The 22,032-nt window shown below is 69.1% G+C and carries 22 protein-coding genes; 13 read left to right on the forward strand and 9 right to left on the reverse strand.

Annotated elements, in window-relative coordinates; all coding sequences use genetic code 11:
• The first annotated feature begins 285 nt into the window (after positions 1 to 285).
• Positions 286 to 756: a YbaK/EbsC family protein gene (locus tag ACZ5BU_RS14130; protein ID WP_465698805.1), complete on the forward strand. Its 471-nt coding sequence runs from the start codon at positions 286 to 288 to the stop codon at positions 754 to 756.
• Here the strand turns inward: ACZ5BU_RS14130 and ACZ5BU_RS14135 are convergent.
• Positions 743 to 1,480 (reverse strand): nucleotidyltransferase domain-containing protein, encoded by a 738-nt coding sequence (locus ACZ5BU_RS14135; RefSeq protein WP_465698807.1) that lies wholly within the window; start codon positions 1,478 to 1,480, stop codon positions 743 to 745. The two genes, ACZ5BU_RS14130 and ACZ5BU_RS14135, sit on opposite strands and share 14 nt — an antisense overlap.
• 10 nt (positions 1,481 to 1,490) lie before the next feature.
• Positions 1,491 to 3,413 carry an N-acetylmuramoyl-L-alanine amidase gene (locus ACZ5BU_RS14140; RefSeq protein ID WP_465698809.1) on the reverse strand — a complete coding sequence of 641 codons (1,923 nt, stop codon included), beginning with the start codon at positions 3,411 to 3,413 and terminating at the stop codon, positions 1,491 to 1,493.
• Between the two features lie 166 nt (positions 3,414 to 3,579).
• On the opposite strand from ACZ5BU_RS14140, the gene ACZ5BU_RS14145 reads away from it, so the two are divergent.
• From ACZ5BU_RS14145 to ACZ5BU_RS14155, 3 genes are all read left to right on the forward strand, one after another.
• Entirely contained in the window at positions 3,580 to 4,176 is a 597-nt protein-coding gene (locus tag ACZ5BU_RS14145; RefSeq protein WP_465698811.1) for a DUF4126 domain-containing protein, read from the forward strand.
• Positions 4,169 to 5,476: a phytoene desaturase family protein gene (locus ACZ5BU_RS14150; protein WP_465698813.1), complete on the forward strand. Its 1,308-nt coding sequence runs from the start codon at positions 4,169 to 4,171 to the stop codon at positions 5,474 to 5,476. The genes ACZ5BU_RS14145 and ACZ5BU_RS14150 overlap by 8 nt, the downstream gene beginning before the upstream one ends.
• A gap of 146 nt (positions 5,477 to 5,622) precedes the next feature.
• Positions 5,623 to 7,791, forward strand: coding sequence for a HelD family protein (locus tag ACZ5BU_RS14155; RefSeq protein ID WP_465698815.1), 2,169 nt, complete (start codon positions 5,623 to 5,625; stop codon positions 7,789 to 7,791).
• Here the strand turns inward: ACZ5BU_RS14155 and ACZ5BU_RS14160 are convergent.
• Together ACZ5BU_RS14160 and metF are read right to left on the reverse strand one after the other, a co-directional pair.
• Positions 7,788 to 8,327: a SixA phosphatase family protein gene (locus ACZ5BU_RS14160; protein ID WP_465698817.1), complete on the reverse strand. Its 540-nt coding sequence runs from the start codon at positions 8,325 to 8,327 to the stop codon at positions 7,788 to 7,790. The genes ACZ5BU_RS14155 and ACZ5BU_RS14160 overlap by 4 nt on opposite strands.
• 4 nt (positions 8,328 to 8,331) lie before the next feature.
• Positions 8,332 to 9,249 carry a methylenetetrahydrofolate reductase [NAD(P)H] gene (metF, locus tag ACZ5BU_RS14165; protein ID WP_465698819.1) on the reverse strand — a complete coding sequence of 306 codons (918 nt, stop codon included), beginning with the start codon at positions 9,247 to 9,249 and terminating at the stop codon, positions 8,332 to 8,334.
• 58 nt (positions 9,250 to 9,307) lie between these two features.
• On the opposite strand from metF, the gene ACZ5BU_RS14170 reads away from it, so the two are divergent.
• Positions 9,308 to 10,375, forward strand: coding sequence for a polyprenyl synthetase family protein (locus ACZ5BU_RS14170; protein WP_465698821.1), 1,068 nt, complete (start codon positions 9,308 to 9,310; stop codon positions 10,373 to 10,375).
• On the opposite strand, the gene ACZ5BU_RS14175 is transcribed toward ACZ5BU_RS14170, so the two are convergent.
• Positions 10,356 to 10,784, reverse strand: a complete 429-nt coding sequence (locus tag ACZ5BU_RS14175; protein WP_465698823.1) for a helix-turn-helix domain-containing protein — start codon at positions 10,782 to 10,784, stop codon at positions 10,356 to 10,358. The genes ACZ5BU_RS14170 and ACZ5BU_RS14175 overlap by 20 nt on opposite strands.
• A gap of 76 nt (positions 10,785 to 10,860) precedes the next feature.
• On the opposite strand from ACZ5BU_RS14175, the gene ACZ5BU_RS14180 reads away from it, so the two are divergent.
• On the forward strand, positions 10,861 to 11,199 hold the full coding sequence (locus ACZ5BU_RS14180; RefSeq protein WP_465698825.1) for a DUF4180 domain-containing protein: 339 nt from the start codon (positions 10,861 to 10,863) through the stop codon (positions 11,197 to 11,199).
• Here the strand turns inward: ACZ5BU_RS14180 and ACZ5BU_RS14185 are convergent.
• Genes ACZ5BU_RS14185 through thiE form a run of 3 tightly spaced genes read right to left on the reverse strand, consistent with a single transcriptional unit; the run spans position 11,182 to position 12,658 of the window.
• Positions 11,182 to 11,592: a barstar family protein gene (locus ACZ5BU_RS14185; RefSeq protein ID WP_465698827.1), complete on the reverse strand. Its 411-nt coding sequence runs from the start codon at positions 11,590 to 11,592 to the stop codon at positions 11,182 to 11,184. The two genes, ACZ5BU_RS14180 and ACZ5BU_RS14185, sit on opposite strands and share 18 nt — an antisense overlap.
• Positions 11,589 to 12,020 carry a guanyl-specific ribonuclease gene (locus tag ACZ5BU_RS14190; protein WP_465698829.1) on the reverse strand — a complete coding sequence of 144 codons (432 nt, stop codon included), beginning with the start codon at positions 12,018 to 12,020 and terminating at the stop codon, positions 11,589 to 11,591. The genes ACZ5BU_RS14185 and ACZ5BU_RS14190 overlap by 4 nt, the downstream gene beginning before the upstream one ends.
• A complete protein-coding gene (gene thiE / locus ACZ5BU_RS14195) occupies positions 12,017 to 12,658 on the reverse strand; it encodes a thiamine phosphate synthase (protein ID WP_465698831.1) in 642 nt (213 codons plus the stop codon). Before thiE ends, ACZ5BU_RS14190 begins: the two co-directional genes overlap by 4 nt.
• Positions 12,659 to 12,700: 42 nt before the next feature.
• On the opposite strand from thiE, the gene thiO reads away from it, so the two are divergent.
• The 5 genes from thiO (at position 12,701) to ACZ5BU_RS14220 (ending at position 19,121) form a co-directional block, all read left to right on the forward strand.
• Positions 12,701 to 13,828, forward strand: coding sequence for a glycine oxidase ThiO (gene thiO / locus ACZ5BU_RS14200; protein ID WP_465698833.1), 1,128 nt, complete (start codon positions 12,701 to 12,703; stop codon positions 13,826 to 13,828).
• 169 nt (positions 13,829 to 13,997) lie between these two features.
• The gene (locus ACZ5BU_RS14205; protein ID WP_465698835.1) at positions 13,998 to 14,927 is read left to right on the forward strand and encodes a lytic transglycosylase domain-containing protein; all 930 of its coding nucleotides are present in this window, start codon (positions 13,998 to 14,000) and stop codon (positions 14,925 to 14,927) included.
• A 73-nt stretch (positions 14,928 to 15,000) separates the two neighbouring features.
• A complete protein-coding gene (gene pknB, locus ACZ5BU_RS14210) occupies positions 15,001 to 16,992 on the forward strand; it encodes a Stk1 family PASTA domain-containing Ser/Thr kinase (RefSeq protein WP_465698837.1) in 1,992 nt (663 codons plus the stop codon).
• A 42-nt stretch (positions 16,993 to 17,034) separates the two neighbouring features.
• Entirely contained in the window at positions 17,035 to 17,916 is an 882-nt protein-coding gene (locus ACZ5BU_RS14215; RefSeq protein WP_465698839.1) for a DMT family transporter, read from the forward strand.
• Between the two features lie 8 nt (positions 17,917 to 17,924).
• The gene (locus ACZ5BU_RS14220; protein ID WP_465698841.1) at positions 17,925 to 19,121 is read left to right on the forward strand and encodes a glycoside hydrolase family 15 protein; all 1,197 of its coding nucleotides are present in this window, start codon (positions 17,925 to 17,927) and stop codon (positions 19,119 to 19,121) included.
• Here ACZ5BU_RS14220 and ACZ5BU_RS14225 read toward each other — a convergent pair.
• On the reverse strand, positions 19,118 to 20,188 hold the full coding sequence (locus tag ACZ5BU_RS14225) for a glycoside hydrolase family 172 protein (protein ID WP_465698843.1): 1,071 nt from the start codon (positions 20,186 to 20,188) through the stop codon (positions 19,118 to 19,120). The genes ACZ5BU_RS14220 and ACZ5BU_RS14225 overlap by 4 nt on opposite strands.
• Positions 20,189 to 20,320: 132 nt before the next feature.
• Between ACZ5BU_RS14225 and ACZ5BU_RS14230 the strand changes: the two genes are divergently transcribed.
• Entirely contained in the window at positions 20,321 to 20,818 is a 498-nt protein-coding gene (locus ACZ5BU_RS14230) for a SigE family RNA polymerase sigma factor (protein WP_465698845.1), read from the forward strand.
• Positions 20,808 to 22,010 (forward strand): hypothetical protein, encoded by a 1,203-nt coding sequence (locus ACZ5BU_RS14235; RefSeq protein WP_465698847.1) that lies wholly within the window; start codon positions 20,808 to 20,810, stop codon positions 22,008 to 22,010. The genes ACZ5BU_RS14230 and ACZ5BU_RS14235 overlap by 11 nt, the downstream gene beginning before the upstream one ends.
• Positions 22,011 to 22,032 lie beyond the last annotated feature (22 nt).

Raw genomic sequence — 22,032 nt, forward strand, 5'->3', positions numbered from 1 at the left:
GCAACTCCGCACCGGAGCCGTCCAGCTGTCCGATCCGCCCCGGGCCGGCCTCCCGACGAAACCGGGACCGAGGCAATCGAACATCTGTTCGAACACTGGAAGCGTATCGCCGCCCGCCGACAGTCGTCAACGGGAGCGTGGATCGGCGCGCCGGGGACCGGGGCAGCACCGGTCGCCAGGCGGCTGCGCAGGGTCCCGATCTCCATGACCTCATCGTCGACGACGCCACCGACAATTTCCGGACGGCGGTCAAATCGGGGTGACAAGGTACCTAAGCTCACCAGGGTGAGCAGTCATCCCAATGTGCAGAAAGTGGCCGCCGCGCTGCGGGCGGCCGGTGCGACCGGCGAGATCGTGATCCTGGGCGAGGCGGTGCCGACCGCGGCGGCCGCGGCGGCGGAGCTCGGCTGCGAGGTCGGCGCGATCGCGAACAGCCTGATCTTCGACGGCGACGGCGCGCCGGTACTGATCCTCACCTCGGGCGCGCACCGGGTGGACACCGCGAAGGTCGCCGCCGGGCTCGGGATCGGGAAGCTGAAGCGGGCCACGCCGGAGTTCGTCAGGGAGCACACCGGTCAGCCGATCGGCGGCGTCGCCCCGGTCGGGCACCCGGGCCGCGTCCCGACGTACGTCGACACCGCCCTCGAGCAGTACGCCGTGATCTGGGCCGCAGCGGGCATCCCGCACTCGGTGTTCCCGACCACCTACGCCGAGCTGCTGAAGCTCACCGGAGGTACGGAGCTCACGGTCGACTGAGGACCGTGGGAATCGCGGTCTGTACGAAGCGCCGGGTCAGCCCAGCGCGGGTGTGCCGCCACCAAGGCCCGGTCCGGACGTCGTCGGTGTACCGGCGCCGGCGGATGTCCTCGACGACGTCCGCGGGCGCCCCGAGCCGAGGCAGCACGTCGAACGCGGCCCGCTTGCTGATCAGGTCCCCGGTCGCCAGCGTCACGTGCGCCCGCGCGATCGTGAGCAGGCCCAGGTCGACCCAGATGTCGGCGTACCACGGCGTGCGCTTCCGGGTGGCCGGCAACCAGAACTCGCGCAGGTCCCGGCGGACGAACTCGAACAGCTCCTCGTCGGTCGTTGCCGGCAGCAACTCCGCGGGCGCCGGGCCGAACAGCGTCCGGTTGCCGATGGCAAGCTCCCGCCTGGTCACCGGCGTCACCGGCCGGTCGAAGTACCGCTGGTGGGCGAACGTCGGGTGCCGGACCGACAGATCCGCCAACCGGTCCACGGCCATGTAGGAGCAGTGCAGCTTGGCCGCCAGCGGGTCGGCCCGGATCAGCTCCCGGTGTACGTCGGCCACGGCCGGAGACGGCGGCTCCGAGACCACGACGATCACGTCCAGGTCGCTGCGCCCCAACTGGTAGTCCCCCAGCGCCAGCGACCCGTGCAGCCAGACCGCCTCGACAGCGGCCGCGGAACGCACAGAACTGACAAAGCCGTCCAGCAACGGCTGGACGGCTTCGTCGATCACGCGGGCAAGGTTAGACGGCCGGGCGGACGTCCACGTCGGCGGCCCGTACGTAGGCCATCCGGTGCCCGAACCAGATCTGGTAGTACTTGTCCGCGCCGAGCACCTGGACGTGGTCGGTCGGCGGCTGCCCGTCGAACGTCACGGCCCGGTAGTAGTCGGTCTCGATGTTCAGGTCACCGACCGGATAGGCCTGACCCGCACCGATCGAGTACTGCAACGGCGTCACCTTCTGGTACGGGATGCCGGCCGGGTACGCCGACTGCTCCGGGTACGCCCGTCCGTACACCGGCACCGACGCGAGACCGGCCTTCGGCTTCACGACCAGACCCGGCTTGGCGAACGCGTCCGGCGCCGACGCCGGGCTCTTGAACCAGCCGAGAGCGCCCAGGTACCAGACGGCCACCCAGTCGCCCTGACGTTGCGCCACGACGTACTCCGAACCTGCGGCGGCCCGCGAGCCCATGTCGGACACCTCGGTCGTACCGTCCGAACCGTCCGGGTGCAGACCGAGGTCCTTGACCAGCGGCGCGTTGTCGTCCGGCGCCTGGCGCAGGTAGACGAAGTTGGTGCCCTGCGGCGTGCACGGCGTACCCGGGGTGTCGCAGCTGTTGACGACCTGGACGTTGCCCTGGAAGCCCGGCTTGATCGTCACGATCGAGCCGGCCCGAACCGGCAGCACGGACTTGCCCCAGATCGGCGCGCCGAGCAGGTCGAAGTAGTGCTCCCAGTCCCAGTACGGTCCCGGGTCCCAGTGCATGCCGCGGACCGTGGACGGGACCGTGCCCGGCACCTGGTCGTGGCCGATGATGTGCGCCCGGTCGAGCGGGATGTCGTTCTTCACGGCCAGGTAGCGCACGAGTTTGGCCGAGTTGCGGTACAGCGACTCGGTGAACCAGGTGGCGCCCTGCGGCGCGAAGCCCTCGTGCTCGATGCCAATGCTGTGCATGTTCACGTACCAGTTGCCGGCATGCCAGGCGACGTCCTTGGCCTTCACGTGCTGCCAGACGTGACCGTCGTTGGACCGCATCGTGTAGTTCCAGCTGACGTACGTCGGGTCCTGCACCAGGTTCAGCACGCCCTGCCAGGTGCCCTCGGTGTCGTGGATGATGACGTAGTCGATCTTCCCGGTCTTCGGCCGATCCGCGAGGTCGTGGTTGCCGTAGTCACCATCGGTACCGAAGGTCGAGTACGGCGCCGGCAGCCACTCGCAACCGAGCGACACGGGGCACTCCACGTTCGAGGTGGACGGCTGGACGCCGGCCGGCAGCGACAGCTTGCCCAGCTGCGACTTGTCCGGCGTCACGGCCAGCGCCGGCATCACGATCTGCTGGCCGGTGTTCGTGGTCCGGGCGGCGCCCTTGGCCATGATCGAGTAGACGTCGTCGGCGAAACCGCCGGCGCCGACCTTGTCCCAGGCCTCGGCGTACGAGGCGACCGCGCCGTACCACTGAGCCGGTGAGGTGCTCGTGCCGACCGGCAGGCCGAGCGACTTCTGGTACGACGCCAGCACCGCGGCGCCGCCGTCGATGTTCGAGCTGGTGTCGGTACGCAACGTGGACTGGTCGATGCCGGTCAGCTCGGACGCCGTCTTCAGCGTCTGCAGCGACTCGGCGGTCGCGACCTTCTGCTTGCCGGACAGGTCGGCGACCTCGGACGCACCCAGGCCGGTGAGGTGCATCGGGCCGTAACCACCGGTGGTGCTCGGCGCGCCGGCGTGGTCGTCCCAGCGCGACTCGGCGTACGAGACGGCCAGCAGGACCGGCTCCGGTACGCCGTACTTCGCGGCCGCCGCACTGTAGGCCGACTGACCGCTGACGGTCGCGGCAGCAGGCTGTGAGGCCTGGGCTGGTGGACTTCCCAACGACACGCCGACCACGGCGGTCGGCAGCGCTACCGCAGCGAGTGCGGCAAGAATCTTCGGACGACGCAGCATGTTGATCTCCTGAACCCGTGGGCGGGGTGCCTGCCGGTCACACAGACCGGCAGCCTAGTCACTGTGGGTCTGGACGACGCGGATGTCAACGGTTAACGAAAACTCACGTCGTCGGGTTCGATACTGACGAAAAGACGACGGACACCTCGGGTTACGGAGTACCGCGATGGAAGTGCTGCCGCTGGCGGTGACGACCGGCTGGGCGAGTGGTGTGAACGCCTATGCCTGCGTACTGATCCTCGGTCTGCTGGGCCGGTTCGCCGGTGCCGGCGACGTACCGCACGCACTGACCACGACGCCGGTGCTGATCGCGGCCGGCGTGCTGTTCGCGTTCGAGTTCGTCGCCGACAAGATCCCGTACGTCGACTCCGCGTGGGACGCGATCTCGACGGTGATCCGGCCGACCGTCGGGGCGATCATCGCCGCGCTGCTGTCCGGCCACGCGAGCACGCTGCACCAGGCGGTGGTCACGACCGTCGGCGGTCTGGTGGCGCTGCTCTCGCACACGGTGAAGGCGAGTCTGCGGCTCGCGATCAACACCTCCCCCGAGCCGGTCACCAACATCGCCGCCTCGTCGGGAGAGGATGTCGCGGTCGCCGGTGTGGTGTCGCTGGCCGCGTTCCATCCGGTGGCGGCGCTGATCATCGCCGGGATCCTGCTGGTGATCGGCCTGATCGCGGTCTACTTCGCGTTCAGGTTCATCCGGCGCGGGTATCTCAGGTTCAAGGCGTGGCGAGAGAAACGTGGGAACAGTAGTGGCTGACGTGATTGTGGTCGGGGCCGGTCTGGCCGGTCTCGCGAGTGCTGTGCGCTTGGCGAAGCTCGGCCACCAGGTGACCATTTGCGAACGTGACGAGCACCTTGGTGGTGTGCTGGGTCGCGTAGCTGCTGACGGCTTCACCTGGGACGCAGGAGCTGCCAGTACGACGCTCCCGGCCGCACTGCGCGACCTGTTCCGCAAGAGCGGCCGCCCGATCGAAAGCCTCGTCCAGCTGGAGCCAGTCAGCGAGCCGCGCCGCCACATGTTCTCCGACGGCTCAGTGCTCGACCTGCCGATCGGCGACCGTGGCTCGCAGGAGGAGGCCTGGACAGACCTCGCGGGTGCGCCCGTGGCTGCGCAGTGGACCAAGCTGGTCGACGGGTACGGCGACACGTGGCAGCTGCTCCGCAAGACGTCGCTGGAGCCGCCGCTCGAGGACAAGCTGCCGATGAAGACCATCCGCGCTCTCAAGCCGTGGCAGTCGCTGGAGAAGGTCGCACAGCGTGAGCTGACCGACGAACGCGCCCGTGCAGTACTCAGGCTGTTCGCAGCACAGGGCGGGTCCGACGCAGGGCTCACACCGGGGTACGTGGGCGTCTGGTCGTACCTGGAACGTACGTTCGGCCGCTGGACGATCCCAGGTGGCTTCGGCGCGCTGGCCGACGCTCTCGTGCAGCGTGCGAGCGAACGGAAGATCACTGTCCGCACCAGCGCGGAGGTGGTTGCGGTGACGACGGCCAACGGCGCAGTGAGCGGCGTACGGCTGTCGGACGGTGAGGCGATCCCTGCAGACATCGTGGTGAGCGACATCGACCCGCGGGTGCTCTACGAGAGCATGGTCGACGACCCTGCCGCCAAGAAGGTGCGCAAGCGGATCCTGTCGACACACCAGGCACAGGCGGCGTACGTCGTACACCTGGGCCTCAAGGACCCGGTGCCGGCGCTGCCGTTCGAGACTGTGCTGCACGGGACACCGACCGTGGTCGTGCGGACAGGTGGTACAGCACCGGCCGGTCACCAAGCGTGGTCCGTGCTGGTCCACGGCTACCCCACCGACGACGTACTGGACCTCTTGGTCGCCCGTGGTCTGCCCGTGAGAGACAACGTGGTGTCGCGGCAGACCTCGCCGTCCTGGTGGGCCGGTGTGGCCTGGGAGGGCTACAGGACCGCTCGCCGCCGCGCCTCGAACGTGTCCCCGGTCAAGGGCCTCTACTGCGTCGGCGCGGGCGCGCACCCGGGCTCAGGGGTACCCGCGACCACCCTCGGCGCGGCGATCGTGGCGGACGCGATCGGGAAGGCCTGAGACCCGCGTGGGGTTATGCACCTGGGACAACTAAGATTGGTTGTTCCTGTTTTCTGAGTCGGGCTGTGTCGGGACTGTGCCCGGCGGTAGAGAGGACCTCGGTGGATCAAACCCCCACATCGGCCGATCACGACAACCATGAGGCTGTGGAGCGGGCTGAGCTGGCGGCTGAGCAACAACATGTCGACCGGGTGTACGGCCGGGTCGAGGAGGCCGCCCGGTCCGCGTCCCGGATCGCCGTCGAAGGACACCAGCGCGGCCAGGCGCAGAACGTCGGCCGCGTCCGCGAGGAGGAGCAGACCGGTCTGTACGAGCGGGACGTCCTGGTGTTCGCGGCCGCCCGCCGGATCGCGGAGCTGGACGCGGAGCACGAGGGCCTGGTGTTCGGCCGGCTGGACTCCGACCGCGGCGACGACCAGCCGGCCGCCGCGACCGCGGACGAGCTCGACAAGCTGTACGTCGGGCGCATCGGGGTCCGCGACGCGGAGTACGAACCGCTCGTGATCGATTGGCGGGCCCCTGCGGCAGAGCCGTTCTACCGGGCTACGCCGACCGACCGGCAGAAGGTGGTCCGGCGGCGCGTGCTCCGGAACAAGGGTGCGAAGATCGCCGGCCTCGAGGACGACCTGCTGGCGCCGGAGCGGGCGCCGGAGGACCTGCCGGTAATGGGCGAGGGTGCGCTGATGGCGTCGCTGTCGCGGGCCCGTGGGCACACGATGCGCGACATCGTCGCCACCATCCAGGCCGAGCAGGACGAGGCGATCCGGGCACCGGCCCGTGGCGTCACCGTGATCGGCGGCGGACCGGGGACCGGCAAGACCGTGGTCGCGCTGCACCGCGCGGCCTACCTGCTCTACAGCGACCGCCGGCGCTTCGAGCGTGGCGGCGTACTGGTCGTCGGTCCCTCGGCGGCGTTCATGGCGTACATCGAGCGGGTACTGCCGAGCCTTGGCGAGAACACGGTGTCGCTGCGGGCCGTCGGTGAACTGGTCGACGGCGTGAAGGCGACCGCGGTGGACAACGCCGAGGTGGCCGCGATCAAGGGCTCGCTGCGGATGCGCAACGTGCTGGCGCGCGCGGCACGGGACCGGGTGCCGAACGTGCCGACGACGCTGCGCGTGTTCATCGGCGGTGCGACCGTCGAGCTCGACGCCAATCAGCTCGACAACGTCCGCCGCAACGCGTTGCGTCGGACGGCGCGCAACCGGGCGGCTGCCGAGGCGCGGAAGGGTCTGGTCGCCGCGTTGTGGCAGCGGTTCCCGGAGGACCTGCGCAACGGACCGCTCGGCGACCGTGAAGCATTCGGCGACCGGGTGACCGACACTCCGGCGTTCCGGACGTTCTTCAGCCAGTGGTGGCCGGTACTGACCGCAGAGTCCGTACTGCGCTGGCTGGGCGACGCACGGCGCCTGCAGCGTTGGGGCCGCAACGACCTGACCCCGGCTGAGGTCAACGCGCTCGCTACCGCGATCCGTACGACGGACGAGTTCACCATCGCCGACGTGGCGTTGCTGGACGAGCTCAGTACGTTCCTGGGCCGCCCTCCGGTCGTGGAGAACACCGACGAGGAGTTCGACTGGCTGGAAGGGCTCACGGACGGCGTCAACGAGGTACTGACCAGCTCCGAGCGTCGTGCCCGGGCGGCGGCCGCCCGCGAGGCGGAGGAGCCGGAGGAGTACGCGCACGTCCTGGTGGACGAGGCGCAGGACCTCTCCCCCATGCAGTGGCGGATGGTCACCCGGCGCGGCCCGCAGGCCAGCTGGACGATCGTCGGCGACCTCGCGCAGAGTTCCTGGCGGGACCCGGCCGAGGCTCAGGCCGCGATGGACTCGATGCTGTCGCACCTGCAGCGGCACACGTTCCGGCTGTCCACCAACTACCGGAACTCGGCGGAGATCTACGCGTTCGCGGGTGAGGTGATCCGGCAGTCCGTCCCGAACGCCGACCTGCCGAACGCGGTCCGCAGTACCGGCGTCGAGCCGGAGCACCGGGTCTTCGACGCGGCCAAGGTGGCCCAGGCCGCCGGCGACGCGGCCATGGAACTGCTCCAGCTGGTCGAGGGCACCGTCGGTGTCATCGTCCCGCCGGCGCTCCGCCCGGCCGTCGACCCGGTGCTGGCCGAGCTGGGCGATCCGCGGGTCGTTGCCGTCAGCCCCTTGGACTCCAAGGGGCTGGAGTACGACGGTGTCGTGGTCGTGGAGCCGGACCGGATCGTCAGCGACACACTGGGTGGTGTACGCGCCCTCTACGTCGTACTGACCCGGGCGACCCAACGGCTCATCACCGTCAACAGCACCACCCGCTGGCTGCCTTAACCCCGCGGTACGACGTACTGCACAAGGTCGGCCTCGTTCGCGGCGAGGTCGGCCCAGCGGGTGGTGAGGTGCAGGATCGCGAGACCGCTCGTCGGGTACTTCTGGGTGAGCTCGACGCGCTCCGGGCTGGTGCCGTCCAGTGCGAGCTCGTCGGCCAGCCACGGGATGCCCGGCGCGTGGCCGACGACGACCACCGTACGGGCCTCCGCCGGGGCCTCGTGGATGACGTCGAGCAGGGTGTCGGTGTCGGCGTTGTAGACGCGCTTGTCGTACCAGACGTCCTTGGCGGTCACGCCCGCGTCGGCGAGGTACTTCCAGGTCTCCCGGGTGCGCTTCGACGGCGAGCACAGGACCAGGTCCGGTTCGATGCCTTCGGCAACGAGATGCCGGCCGGCCGCGCTCGCGTCCGCGCGGCCGCGGTCGGCCAGCGGCCGTTCGAGGTCCGGCAGCTCCGGCCTGCTCTCCGGCGGCACCGCCTTCGCGTGCCGGAGCAGGACGAGGGTACGGTCGATCAACAGGTCCGACGGGTCAGCCATCAGGTCAGGATACGACGGCCGTCTTGAGGTTGAGGAAGACCTGTCGTGTCGCCGTGGATCTGTTCAAGGTGATGAAGTGAATGCCCGGTGCGCCGCCCTCGAGCAGGCGTTCGCACAGCTCGGTCGCGATCTCGATCCCGACCTCACGGACAGCGGCCGGCTCGTCCTCGACGGCGAGCAGCCGCTCGGTGACGGCGGCCGGCAACGCCATCCCGGTGAGCTCGGCCATCCGCTGGATCTGCTTGATGTTCGTGACCGGCATGATGCCCGGCAGCACCGGGATGTCGCAGCCGAACGCGGCCGACCGCTCGACCAGCCGGAAGTAGTCGTCGGCGCCGAAGAACATCTGCGTGATCGCGTAGTCGGCACCGGCCTGCGCCTTCGCCGCCAGCACCTGGGCGTCGGCCTCGAGCGAGGCCGCCTCGGGGTGCTTGTCCGGGAAGGCGGCGACGCCGACGCAGAAGTCCCCGAGCGAACGGATCAGCTCGACCAGCTCGACCGCGTGGTTCAGGCCCTCGGGGTGCGCGACCCACGGCTGGTTCGGACCGCCCGGCGGGTCGCCGCGCAGCGCGAGCATGTTCCGGACCCCGGATCCGGCGTACGCGCCGATCACCGAGCGGAGCTCGTCGCGGGAGTGCGCGACACAGGTCAGATGCCCGAGCGGCGTCAGCGACGTGTCCTGTGCGACCCGCTCGGTGACCCGGATGGTGCCGTCCCGGGTGGTGCCGCCGGCGCCGTACGTGATCGAGACGAAGGTCGGGTGCAGCTGCTCGATCTCGCGGATCGACCGCCACAGCACCTCCTCGGCCTCGGGCGTCTTCGGCGGGAAGAACTCGAACGAGAAGGACCGCTCCCCGGACGCGAGCAGCTCGCGGATCGTCGGCGCACCGCCGGGCAGCGTCGAGGGAAGTCCGTTCGCCATGGCGTTCAGGTTACCCGGGGTGAACGTGCGCGTCTGCAGACCGACTACGCTCCGAGACGTGGACGATGTCGACATCCCGGGCGGAATCCAGCGGGCGCTGAGTGGGTTCCTCGACCGGCAGGAGCAGCGGCTGGCCGCGATCGGGCCGGAGCTGACCGAGCAGGTACAGGCCGCGCGGGACGCGACCAGCGGCGGCAAGCGGCTGCGTCCGTCCTTCTGTTACTGGGGTTTCCGGGCCGCCGGCGGTGATCCGGCGCTGCCGATCCTGCCGGCCGCGGCGAGCCTGGAGATGCTGCACGTCAGCGCGCTGGTGCACGACGACGTGATGGATTCGTCCGACGTACGGCGGGGTCAGCCGGCCGCCCACCGCCGGTTCGAAGCGCTGCAGCGGGAGCGCGCCGAGAAGACCGGGCGCGGCGGCGACCCGGTCGGCTTCGGCGTCGGCGCCGCGATCCTGCTCGGCGACCTGTGCCTGATCTGGGCCGACGAGCTGCTGCACACGTCCGGGTTCGACGCGGCCGCCCTGGCCCGGGCGGAGCAGTACTTCGACGCCGTCCGGGTCGAGGTCACCGCCGGGCAGTACCTCGACCTGGTCGCGCAGGCGAGCGGCGAGTCGGACATGGACCTGGCGCTGCGCGTCCTGCGGTACAAGTCGGCGACGTACACGATCGAGCGCCCGCTGCACATCGGGGCCGCGCTGGCGGGCGGGGACGAGCGGCTGATCGCGTCCCTGTCCGGGTACGGCGCGCCGCTGGGTGAGGCGTTCCAGCTGCGCGACGACCTGCTCGGTGTGTTCGGGGACCCGGCCCTGACCGGGAAGCCGGCCGGCGACGACCTGCGCGAGGGCAAGCGGACGGTGCTGATCGCGTACGCCGTCGACCACGCGTCGGAGATCCAGCTGACCGAGTTCAACCGCCTCTTCGGCCGGCCCGACCTGGACGACGACGAGATCCAGCTGCTCCGCGAGATCCTCACCGACTCCCGCGCCGTACAGGCCTGCGAGGACCTGATCACCGACCGCACCGAGGACGCGCTCGACGCCCTCGACCGGGCGGACCTCGCCGACGACACCGCACGGAAGGCGCTGACCGACCTGGCGATCGCGGCTACGTCGCGGGTGGTGTAGCCAGCAGGTTGATCAGGCGGAGCAGGTCTGCGGTCGCGGACAGGTCGCCGAGCACGATCACCTTGAGGACGGCACGTTCCTCGTCGTAGATCGTCTCCGCCTTGAGGTGGACGGCCTCCGGCTGGTTCAGCGCACCGTGGATGTGGGTGGTGAGCCGGTCCGCGGTGGCGCGGTCGACCGCGTCGATGTGGACGATGCTCGACGCCTCGACGTGCCGCGCGGAGGCGTCCACGTCGACGACGGCGGTCGGCGTACCGGTGAACTCCTCGAGGTCCTCGCGGCTGATCCGGTACTGCTTCCCGATCCGGACCGCCTTCAGCCGGCCGTCGCGGACGTAGTTGCGGATCGTACGGACGTGCAGGCCCAGCCGGTTCGCCACCTGCTCCACCGAGTACAGCTCCTGGGCCATGCTGTCAGCCTAAGGCACTTTCCTTAGAATTCCCTATAAATGGTCATCGACCGGCACTTAGGGTAGTTTGAGGTACATGGTTCAGGTGTACGTCAGCGAGGTACCGCTCACCGAGGAGAGTCAGACGGTCCAGCTCATCGTCGACGCGTACTACTCCCATCAGGCGGAGTGGATCGCGTTCACGCCGGAGCAGCTCGGCGACGAGTTCTTCGAGCTGCGGACCGGGCGGGCCGGGGCGATCACGCAGAAGTTCGTGCAGTACCAGATGGGTCTGGCCGTGGTCGGCGACATCGCCGACCGGGTCGCTGCGAGCAAGCCGCTGGCGGACTGGGTGCGGGAGAGCAACCGCGGGCGCAGCCTGCTGTTTGCGGGGAACCTCGACGAGTTGCAGGAGCTGCTACAGCACCGGCAGTGAGCGCAGCAGGTCGGGCGTGGTCGCTTCGGCGATCAGGACCCGGAGCTGGCCCGAGTTCGTGGTGTCCTCGGTGAAGATCTGCAGCGCCACGTCGACGGTGTCGTGGTCGTGCTCGAGCAGGTTGCGCAGCCCGGTCCACAGCACGACCTCGGGCGTTCCGGTCGACCGGTCGCTGAGTGAGTCGGCCAGCGCGTCCCAGTTGCGCCCGAACCAGCGCGGCAGGTCGAACGCGGTCGCGCACAGGTCGAGAAAACCGGTCTTGTCCTGGATCTCGCTCGTGTCGAGCAGCACGAACCCGAACCCGGCGGCGGCAGCGTCCCGCCGTACGGCGTCCGCGCCGGGAGCGGACGGCCAGCGGTAGACGCCGGGCGCCAGCCCGCGCAGTGACTTCATGAAGTTCCCCCGTCTTCCGCGATGCGGCGGAAGGACTTGTAGTGGTCGTCGGTGTAGTAACGCTCGCCGGCGTTCCCGGTCACGATCCGGCGGGCACCGCGGTCCTTCTCCCCCGGGGTCTTCACGGTGTACTCGTGGTAGTAGCCGCGGTCGTGCTTCGGCAGGATCTTCTCCAGGTTGCCGAACACCACACCGTCACGGCTGTACGGGTACGGGCCGCCCTGGTCGATCAGCTTCAGCGTGTTCTGCGCCTCCTGCGGGAGGTCCGCCACCGCGACGTACTTGAGCCCGCTGGTCGGATCCGTACCGCCGGACTTGCTGCTTGAGGTCTTGGCCGAGCAGCCGAACAGCGAGGCAGCCAGAGTGATCACCATCATCGCGATCACCACGACCGCGACGACCCGCGCGGTCTTCTGGTTGTTGATCACGCCAGGAGCCTCCGGCTGAACTCGGCCGCCGCGGCTCCCGGGTCGTCCGCCTCGGTGATCGCCCGGACCACGACGACGCGGGTCGCGCCGGCCTCGATCACCTCGTCCAGCCGCTCCAGGTCGATGCCGCCGATCGCGAACCACGGCTTCGGCTGCCGCCGGCCGGCGGCGTACGACACCAGTTCCAGCCCTGCTGCCTGCCGTCCCGGCTTGGTCGGCGTGGCCCACGTCGGACCGACGCAGAAGTAGTCCGAACCGACCTCGTCCACCGCCGCGTTCACCTGGCTGAACGAGTGCGTCGACCGCCCGATGATCGGCCCTGGACCGACGAGCGCCCGGGCGGCATGCACCGGCAGGTCCCGCTGACCCAGGTGCAGTACGTCGGCTCCCGCCGCGAACGCGATGTCCGCACGGTCGTTGACCGCCAGCAGCTTGCCGTGGCGCTTGCAGGCATCCGCGAACACCTCCAGTGCGGCCAGCTCGTCCGCGGCCTCCATCTCCTTCTGCCGGAGCTGCACGATGTCCACGCCACCGGCCAGCGCGGCGTCCAGGAACTCTGCGAGGTCACCCTGCTTCTCCCTCGCGTCAGTACACAAGTAGAGCCGGGCATCCGCGAGACGGTCGGTGTGGTCAGTCACACCGCAAAGCCTGCCATGACGTGCCAGACGTAGGGTTACGGCATGCCTGATGTGGTTGTTGTAGGCGGCGGACTGATCGGGCTGGCGACAGCGTGGCGGCTGGCCGTGGAGGGGATCCAGGTAACTATCTGCGACCCCACACCGGGCGCGCAGACGTCCAACGTCGCTGCGGGCATGCTGGCTCCGGTCACAGAGGTCGAGTTCGGCGAGGACGACCTGCTGGCGCTCAACCTGGCCTCCGTCAACGCCTGGCCCGCTTTCGCCGCCGAACTGGAGGAGCTGACCGGACAGCCCGCAGGACTGCACCAGACAGGCACGCTGTCGGTCGCGTACGACGTCGACGACATGGCAGTGCTCCGACGGGTCGCTGACTACCAGCGCCGACTCGGCCTTGAGGTGGAGGACCTGTCGGGACGTGACGCCCGCAAGCGTGAGCCCTTGCTCGCCACAGGTGTCTCCGGCGGCGTCTGGGTCCCTGGTGACCACTCGGTCGACAACAGGCAGGCCGTGGCCACTCTCCTGCGCGCAGTGGAGCTGTCCGGCGTCGAGCTCATCCGCCGGCGCGTGACGCGGATCATCACCTCCGGTACGACAGCTACCGGCGTACTGCTCGACAACGGCGACACCCTGCAGGCAGGGCAGATCGTTGCGGCAACGGGTCCGTGGTCCGCGCAGCTGGACGGCGTACCGGACGAGCTGCGTGCGCCGGTACGGCCGGTGAAGGGCGAAGTACTGCGATTGCGTGTACCCGAGGCGTACCGCCCGGCGTTGCGGCACACCGTACGTGCGACGGCCCGCGGGTTTTCCGTCTACCTCGTCCCGCGTCCGGGTGGCGAACTGGTCGTCGGTGCCACGAGTACCGAACTCGGTTACGACACCCGGGTGCTCGCCGGCGGGGTGTTCAACCTGCTCCGCGACGCCCGGACCGTACTGCCGATCACCGACGAGCTCGAACTCGTCGAGGCGATCGCCGGGCTCCGGCCGGCGACTCCGGACAACGCGCCGGTGCTCGGGCCGTCCGGCCTGGATCGGTTGCTGTGGGCAACTGGTCATTACCGGAACGGCGTACTTCTGACCCCGGTCACCGCGCAGATCCTGGCCGACACCGTGCGTACCGGAACCCTGCCGGAGCTGGCCAAGCCCTTCCTGGTCAGCAGATTCGGCCACTGACTCACAGTTGCCCGAAGCAACCGGAAAGATTGTGAACGACAACAATGTAGTTCAGCCTTGAATTGTAACCTTTACGTTACAGGCGTAACACCAACCCCATTCGCCCCTGTTGTCACATCAGTCCCAGCACATACGGTCAAGGGACGTACACAACGGGGAGTTGGTTGCGATGCGCAACGTTGTTCGGATTCTGACCGGCCTGGCCGTGCCGGTACTGACCGCGGCCGTGATCACCGCCGGCTCGCCGGGCTTCGGCTCGTACAAGATCAAGGACGGCGACACCCTCGGCCAGATCGCCGGGCGGTACGGCACCACGGTGAGTCAGCTGGTCGCGCTGAACAAGCTCCCCGGCAACGGCAACGCGATCTACGCGGGCGAAGTACTGAGGGTCCCGGTCAAGACCTCGACGCCGGCGAGGCGCTCGCAGCTCGGGCGGGTGACGTACGTCGTGAAGTCCGGCGACACGATCTCCGCGATCGCCAAGCGCTTCAGGTGCTCGCAGGCGAACCTGCTCGCCGCGAACCGGCTGAAGCCCGGCGACCGCATCTATGCCGGCAAGCCGCTGCTGGTCCCGGTGAAGATCCGGCCGAAGAAACGCACCGACAACACCTTCGCGGGCCGCAGGTACGCCGACCACATCGTCGCCCAGGCGAACCGCAACCGCGCGATCCTGAAGAAGCGCAAGCAGCCGACCCGCAGCCAGCTGCGGTCACTGATCGTGAGCGCCGCCAAGCGGTACGGCGTCGACCCGCAGCTCGCGCTCGCCGTCGCCTGGCAGGAGTCCGGCTGGAAGCAGCGGGTGGTCTCGCCGGCGAACGCGATCGGCGCGATGCAGGTGATCCCGTCGACAGGGCGGTTCGCGTCCCGGATCGTCGGCCGCGACCTCGATCTGCTGATCGCGCGCGACAACGTCACCGCGGGCGTCGTACTGCTCAGCCGGCTGACCGGTGCCGCCCAGCTGAACATCGCGGTGGCGGGCTACTACCAGGGCCTCGGCGGCGTGAAGAAGAACGGCATGTACGCCGACACGAAGTCCTACGTGGCGAACGTCCTCCGGATCAAGGCGCAACTGGAACGCGGGTGGGACCCGCTGCGGTGAGCCTGGCGCAGCGACACTGAGCCGTTATCTACACTCTCTGCAGAACGGTTTGGGGAGAGGCGGCTCACCGCAAGTGACGGACGACGTGGACACGCAGGTCAGCGACCGCCTCGTCGGGCGTGTGCTCGACGGTCGGTACCGCGTGGGTGCCCGTGTCGCGAAGGGCGGGATGGCCACCGTCTACCAGGCGCTCGACATGCGCCTGGACCGGACCGTCGCACTCAAGGTGATGCACGACGGGCTCGGTGACGACGCGCAGTTCACCCGCCGGTTCGTGGCCGAGGCCCGCGCCGCCGCCCGGCTCTCGAACCCGAACGTGGTCGCCGTGTTCGACCAGGGCGACGACGACGGGACGTTGTTCCTCGCGATGGAGTACGTCCCGGGCCGCACGCTGCGTGACGTCATCCGCGAGGAGGCACCGCTCTCCCCCGCTCGCGCGCTCGACCTGCTGACACCGATCCTGTCCGCGCTGTCGGCCGCACACGACGCGGGCATCGTGCACCGCGACATCAAGCCCGAGAACGTCCTGATCTCGGACAAGGGCGCGGTGAAGGTCGCCGACTTCGGTCTGGCCCGCGCGGTGAGCGCCAGCGGAAACACCGCCACCCAGGGCCTCCTGATGGGCACGGTGTCGTACCTGGCGCCCGAGCTGGTCACGGACGGCAGCGCCGACGCCCGCTCGGACGTGTACTCGGCCGGCATCCTGCTGTACGAGCTGCTCACCGGCAACAAGCCCCACTCCGGCGACACCCCGATCCAGGTCGCGTACGCGCACGTGCACAACGACGTACCGCCGCCGTCGCTCGAGCAGCCGGACATCCCGCCGTACGTCGACGCGCTCGTGCAGCGCGCGACCGCACGGGACCGGGATCTGCGGCCCACCGACGCGCGGGTGTTCAGCCGTCAGGTGCACCGGGTACGTAGCGCGCTCGACGAGGGGCTGCCGGACGACCCGGAGCTGACCGGCGACCTGACTGTTCCGATCCAGCAGATCCGGCAGGACAGCGGGTACGACGACGGCTACACCCGCGGCGAACCCGACCCAGCGAGCCAGCCGATCCGCCACGACACGATCGTCGTACCGGTGGACCACGGACGGCCGACGGGTGCGCCCGCCCAGACACCACCGGCAACACCACCGGCAACACCGCCGGCGCCGGTCGGCAAGGCCCAGCCGCCGCGCCGTTCGCGCGGGCCGATCGCGCTGATCGCAATCCTGGCGCTGGCGATCGGCATCGGCACCGCCGCCTGGTACTACGGCATCCACCGCTACACGTCCACGCCGTCGCTCGTGGGGATGACGGTCGCCGCTGCTGAGGCCGAAGCGGGGAAGGCGGGGCTGAAGGCGAGCCTGGACAATCAGGACTTCTCCGAGGACGTGCGCAAGGGCGATGTGATGCGCACCGACCCGGCGCCGGGCGACCGGATCCGGAAGAACGGTGACATCGGTCTCACCGTCTCGAAGGGTCCCGAGCGGTACCGGGTGCCGCAGCTCGTCGGGCTGCAGCTGGACGCGGCGCAGCAGGCGCTGTCGCCGATCAAGCTGATCACCGGGCAGATCAACGAGCAGTACAGCGAGACCGTCCCGCAGGGCCGGGTGATGGCGATCAGCCCGAAGTTCAACACGGTCGTGAAGCCCGGGACCGCGGTGAACTTCGCGGTCAGCAAGGGCCGCAAGCCGATCGACGTACCGGACCTGACCGGCAAGCCGTACCGGGACGCGAGGGCGACGCTGAGGAACCTTGGGTTCACCGTCACCCGCAGCACGCAGTACGACCAGAAGGTGCCCGAGGGCAACGTGATCAGCCAGAGCCCGAACAGCGGCACGTTGTTCGCCAAGGACAAGGTCACGCTGGTCGTCTCGCTCGGACCGCCGCTGGTCGAGGTGCCGAACGTGAAGAGGAAGACCACCGCCGAGGCGCAGCAGATCCTCACCGACGCCGGCTTCAAGGTCACGGTCCAGAAGGCGCCGTTCAACCTCGGCCTGAACATCGTCGCCGCGCAGAACCCGGGCGCCGGCCAGAAGGTGAAACCGGGTTCGACGATCGTGATCACCGTGCTCTGATCGTTTTGCCTTACAGATAAGCGATCTGATCTGATGTAAGGCGTGAATCACCCTCGTGTTGCTGTACTGGCGCTCCTGTCTGTTGCGGCGGCCTGGGGGTCGACGTTCTTCCTGACCAAGGACTTGCTCACCAGGATGGACGTCGCCGACTACCTGGCGTTGCGGTTCCTGATCGCGTCGGTCGCGCTGCTGCTGATCCACCCGCCCGCGATCGCCCGGTTGAGCCGGCTGGACCGCGGCCGGGCCGTTGCCCTCGGCATCACGTACGGCATCGCGCAGCTGGTGCAGACGGAGGGCTTGCGGCACACCTCCGCCAGCGTCTCCGGCTTCGTCACCGGCATGTACGTCGTGTTCACGCCGCTGCTCGGCGCGGTCATCCTGCGGCACAAGATCGGCCGCTGGGCCTGGTTCGCCGTGATCCTCGCCACGGTCGGCCTCGGCGTTCTGTCGCTGCGCGGCCTCAGCCTCGGCACCGGTGAGCTACTGACGCTCGCGTCCGCCGGTCTCTACGCGCTGCACATCATCGGTCTTGGTGCCTGGTCGACACCCAAGAATGCGTTCGGCCTGTCGTCGCTACAGATGATCGTGATCACGTGCGTCTGCGCGATCGGCGCCGTACCGGGAGGGTTCTCGTTGCCGCCGACGGGTCACGACTGGGTCAGCGTGGTCTACATGGCGCTGATCGCCGGCGCGCTCGCGCTGATCGTGCAGACCTGGGCGCAGGCCCACCTGACTCCCACCCGGGCGGCGATCGCGATGACAATGGAGCCGGTGTTCGCGTCGGCGTTCGCGGTGCTGTTCGGTTCGGACAGCCTGAACTGGCGGATGCTCGTCGGCGGTGCGCTGGTGGTGTCCGCGATGTACCTTGTCGAACTGGCGCCACGACGTAAGTTCGAGGCGGAAGTGCAGCACCTGGCGCAGTAGGGGGACTCATGCGGGAGGACCGGCGACGCGACCGGTGGTTCCCGTACGTCGTCATCTTTGTGGTACTGGCCGTTCTGGCGGGCGGGACGATCAACAACCTCGTCCGCAACCCGCAACCACGGTTGGTCTCCGACGGCATCCCGCACGCGGCGGTGCGTTCGGCGCTGGGCAGTGAGCCGTACGACGACCTGGTCCGGCACGCGCTCGCCGACCTCGACTCGCTCACCCTCCCGAGCGGCGGCACGCTCGCGGGCGAGAACGGCCCGTGGCGGTACGTCTGGCCGCGGGACGCTTCGTTCGTCGCCGTCGCCCGCTGCGCGATCGGCCAGTACGACGATGCATTGAAGGTGCTGTCGTTCCTCAACCGCGTCCGCCCGTCGACCGGCCGCTGGGAGGCCCGGTACACGGCCGACGGCACGCATGTCCGCGATGGCCGCGAACCTCAGCTGGACGCGTCCGGATGGGTGCTGTGGGCAACATGGTTCTGCCGCGCCGGCCGTCAGTACTGGGGCATGGTGACCGAGTCGGCCGACCAGATCGTCCGCGAACTCGGCCCTGACGGACTACCGGCCCGCTCCCCCGACTACTGGGAACGTCCCGAGAAGGAGGTGACGCTGGGTACGGTCGCGCCGCTGCTGACGGGTCTGCGTTCGGCCGTCCGGATCGCCACCGAACAACACCAGCCGGCCCAGGCCGCCCGGTGGCAGGCGGGTCTCGACAAGTTGTCGGCGGCAACCGATCGGGTCTTCGGACCGGACTACCCGCGGACACCCGCTCGCGCCACGGGCCTGATCGAACCAGGGGTCGAGCCGATCGGCCTTGGCGGCGGCGCCGACGCGTTCGTGACAGTCCTCGGGCCGCCGTTCGCCCCGGCCCGTCCGGTCGTCAGTACGGCGATCGACAACGCGTACGCCGCACTGACCCAACCGAACGGCGGTGTGACACCAGGAGAGGACTGGCGGGCGGACGGGGTGTCATGGACGCCCCAGACCGCCCTGTTCGCGTTGAGCGCGGCCGCGCGCGGTGACCAGGACACTGCCAACACCCTGCTCACCTGGTTGGACCACCACCGCACCAAGCTCGGTGCCCTGCCGGAGAAGGTCAACCGAGACCTGGAGCCGGCCGGTGAAGCACCACTGGCCTGGACTGCGGCCCTGGTGGTTCTTACCGACACGGCCCTCCACAACCCGCTGCTGATCCCCTAGCAGATCTCCATGTCGTCGTGGCTCGGCGTTGCCGGCCGGTGCGTGCTGGTACGGGTGGAGTAGAAGAACGCGGTCGACGCGATGTCGTCCTGCAGCGGGAGGTAGCGGCCGCCGGAGCGCCAGCCCAGGGCCTGTACGTCGACGCTGAGCCGCTCCTTGAAGCGGATCGGGTCGGGCAGGTGGAACCGGTACATGCCGAAGCGTTGCTGGCTTTGGTACTGCCCGTCCGGGCGGATCACCTGCGGCATGCCGAGGTACGGCGTACTGAACTCGGTGTAGCCGCCGAGGTGCGGTACGTCGAAGTTCCACGCGCCGCCGAAGTAGTCCTCGGTACCCGTACCGCAGATGGTCGGGAACTCCTCGTCGCCGTCCAGGTAGAACTTCACCTCGCCCTCACCCCACCAGCCGGTGCTGTTGACGCCCCAGGCGAGATACGTACCCACGTAGTGCCCTGGACCTTCTACACCGTCCAGCAACGTGTGGACCGTCTTAGCGGCCAGCGGGTTGCTCCTGCGCCACTGCGCATGCAGGTGCGCCGCCTTGTCCGGTACTGCGCCCAGCCAGTAGTCCACCTGGAAGTAGACGATCACGGGCTCGTCGTGGGTGTTCTCGATCGTCAGCTCGGCCTGCTGCCTGAACGGCATCTCCCAGTAGCAGTTGAAGCCGCCGTTCGGGTTCACCGCGACCGGCAGCGAGTTCACCTGGGCGAACTTGCCCCAGCCCGAGCAGAAGAAGTCACCGACCGGCGTCTCGACGGCCGGGTTGTCGTCGCCGTCCCAGAACGCCCGCAGGATCAGGCGGCGCCAGTTGTCGACGTGGGTGGTCAGCCAGACATGCGTGATGCACCCCGGCCCGGTGATGTCCGCGAGGGTCGCGGTCTCCCCCGGACCGATCTCGATCGACGGCGAGACCTTCCAGCCCTGGCCGAGGTCGCGGGCCGCGTGCGCCCCGGTCCCCTCGGTCCGCCGCCCGCCCTGGCCGGGCTCGCCGGTCGGGTTCTCCGCACTGATGGAGCGCGTCTCGACGTCGGCGAGCGCGCTGATGCCGGTGAGGTTCCCAAGTGTCATAACGCGACCTTAGGCCGGAGCGGGCTCGGTGAGAAATCGATTGCCCATGTTGTGGACCCAGCGTGGACTCAGCAGATCGGCCCTAGGCGTCGTCTGTACTGGTGTAGGCCGTTATCAACGGGAGGGGACGTAGTGACGTTCGACGAATGGCTCCGCTCCGGGTTGCCACCGCTGCTGCGGTTCGCGACCGTGCTGTGCGGGTCGCCGCATCTGGCCGAGGACGTCGTACAGGACGTCGCGATCAAGGCCCAGAAGAAGTGGGACCGGATCGGGAAGGCGGAGAACCCGGACGCGTACGTCCGCCGGATGGTGGTCAACGAGTACCTGTCCTGGCGCCGCAAGTGGTCCCGGTACGTGCCGATCGCCGAGGTCGAGCAGGGCAGCAGTCCGGATCACGCCGACCGTACGGCGGACCGCGACGAACTGCTCGGCGAACTCGGCAAGCTTCCGCGCCGGCAACGGGCGGTGCTGGTCCTGCGGTACTACGGCGGGCTGACCGACGCGGAGATTGCCGAGACCCTCGGCTGCTCCGGAGGCACCGTCCGCGCGCACGCCTCCCGTGCACTCGCCACCCTGCGCATCGAACTCCGGCGCGCACCTCTGACCGAGGAAGTCCACCATGCGTACTGAACAAGACCTCCGTGAAGCTTTCGACCAGTTGGCCGGCACCGCACCACATCCGGGCGATGTCCGCTTGGCGCTGCAGGACCGGCCTCCTCGCCGTACCGCGCTGATCATCGGCACGGCGGTGGCCACCGCAACCGCAGCGACGGCCGCGGTCGTCGTACCGCACGTCATCTCGTCCGGCACCCCGGTGGCCGGCCAGGGCAAGCCGGACTCGGCGTGGTCGTACTGGGTCGACCTGAACCTGCCGAAGACCGTGGAAGCGGCCGGCGAGCGGTTCAGTGCGAACCGCCAGGACTACGAGCTGTTCGACACCAGCAAGCCGACCACGCCGACGTACTGCCAGCTGCAACTGCATCGCAACGGCGACTTCGACCCGTCGACGATTCCGGCCGGCAGTCCGACGATCGACCTCGGCGGGCGCAAGGCCCGCGTGGTCACGTCGTCACCGTCGAAGCCGTTCCTGCCCGCACCCCGGACGTACTTCTTCTCCTTCGCCGCGAAGGTCGACAAGGTCCTGGCATGGCAACCGACCGCCGGTGTTTGGGCCCTGCTCACCTGCGAGTCGACGAGCCCGACCGGAAACGCCGTGGAGCCCTCGCTCAAGGCCGACCTGGGCCTGGCGACCAGCCTCGCCAGGTCGATCGCGCCGCCGGCCCGCGTCCTGCACTCGCCCTTCAGGCTCGGCAAGCTCCCCGACGGCATCACACCGCGCCAGGTCGGCTACCAGCCGGCCCGGTCAGGTGTCGCCCTCTCCGGCGGCTTCACCGTGCTGGCGAGCGACGACAACCCTGCGACGGGCTACGTGCCGATCGCGCCCAAGCCGGCGAGTCTCGTCACCGGCAATCCCTGGGACCCGGAGGCCGGTGACGATCTGTCGATCCGGTACGACACCAGCCCGCTGTGGAACCAGGCGACCCTGCTGCGGGGCGGCAACGCGGTCGCCGTCATCCACGGCATGAAGGCGTACCTGATCAATCAGACGATCACGTACTCGAAGAAGGACCCGACGAAGGCGACCGCGTCCGGCCCGCTGAACACCCTGCGGCTCGAGAAGGACGGCGTCGCGGTCGTGATCACCAGCTACAGCGCACACCCGACTCTCGAGAGCCTTCGTCGGATTGCCGACAATCTGCAGTTGACCAAGAGCCCGCAGAGCCCGGCCAATTGGTTCGACGCCGCGACCGCGATTCCGTGAACCGGTCTTCTTAGGATCAGAG

This window comes from Kribbella sp. NPDC031520 (assembly GCF_055580825.1).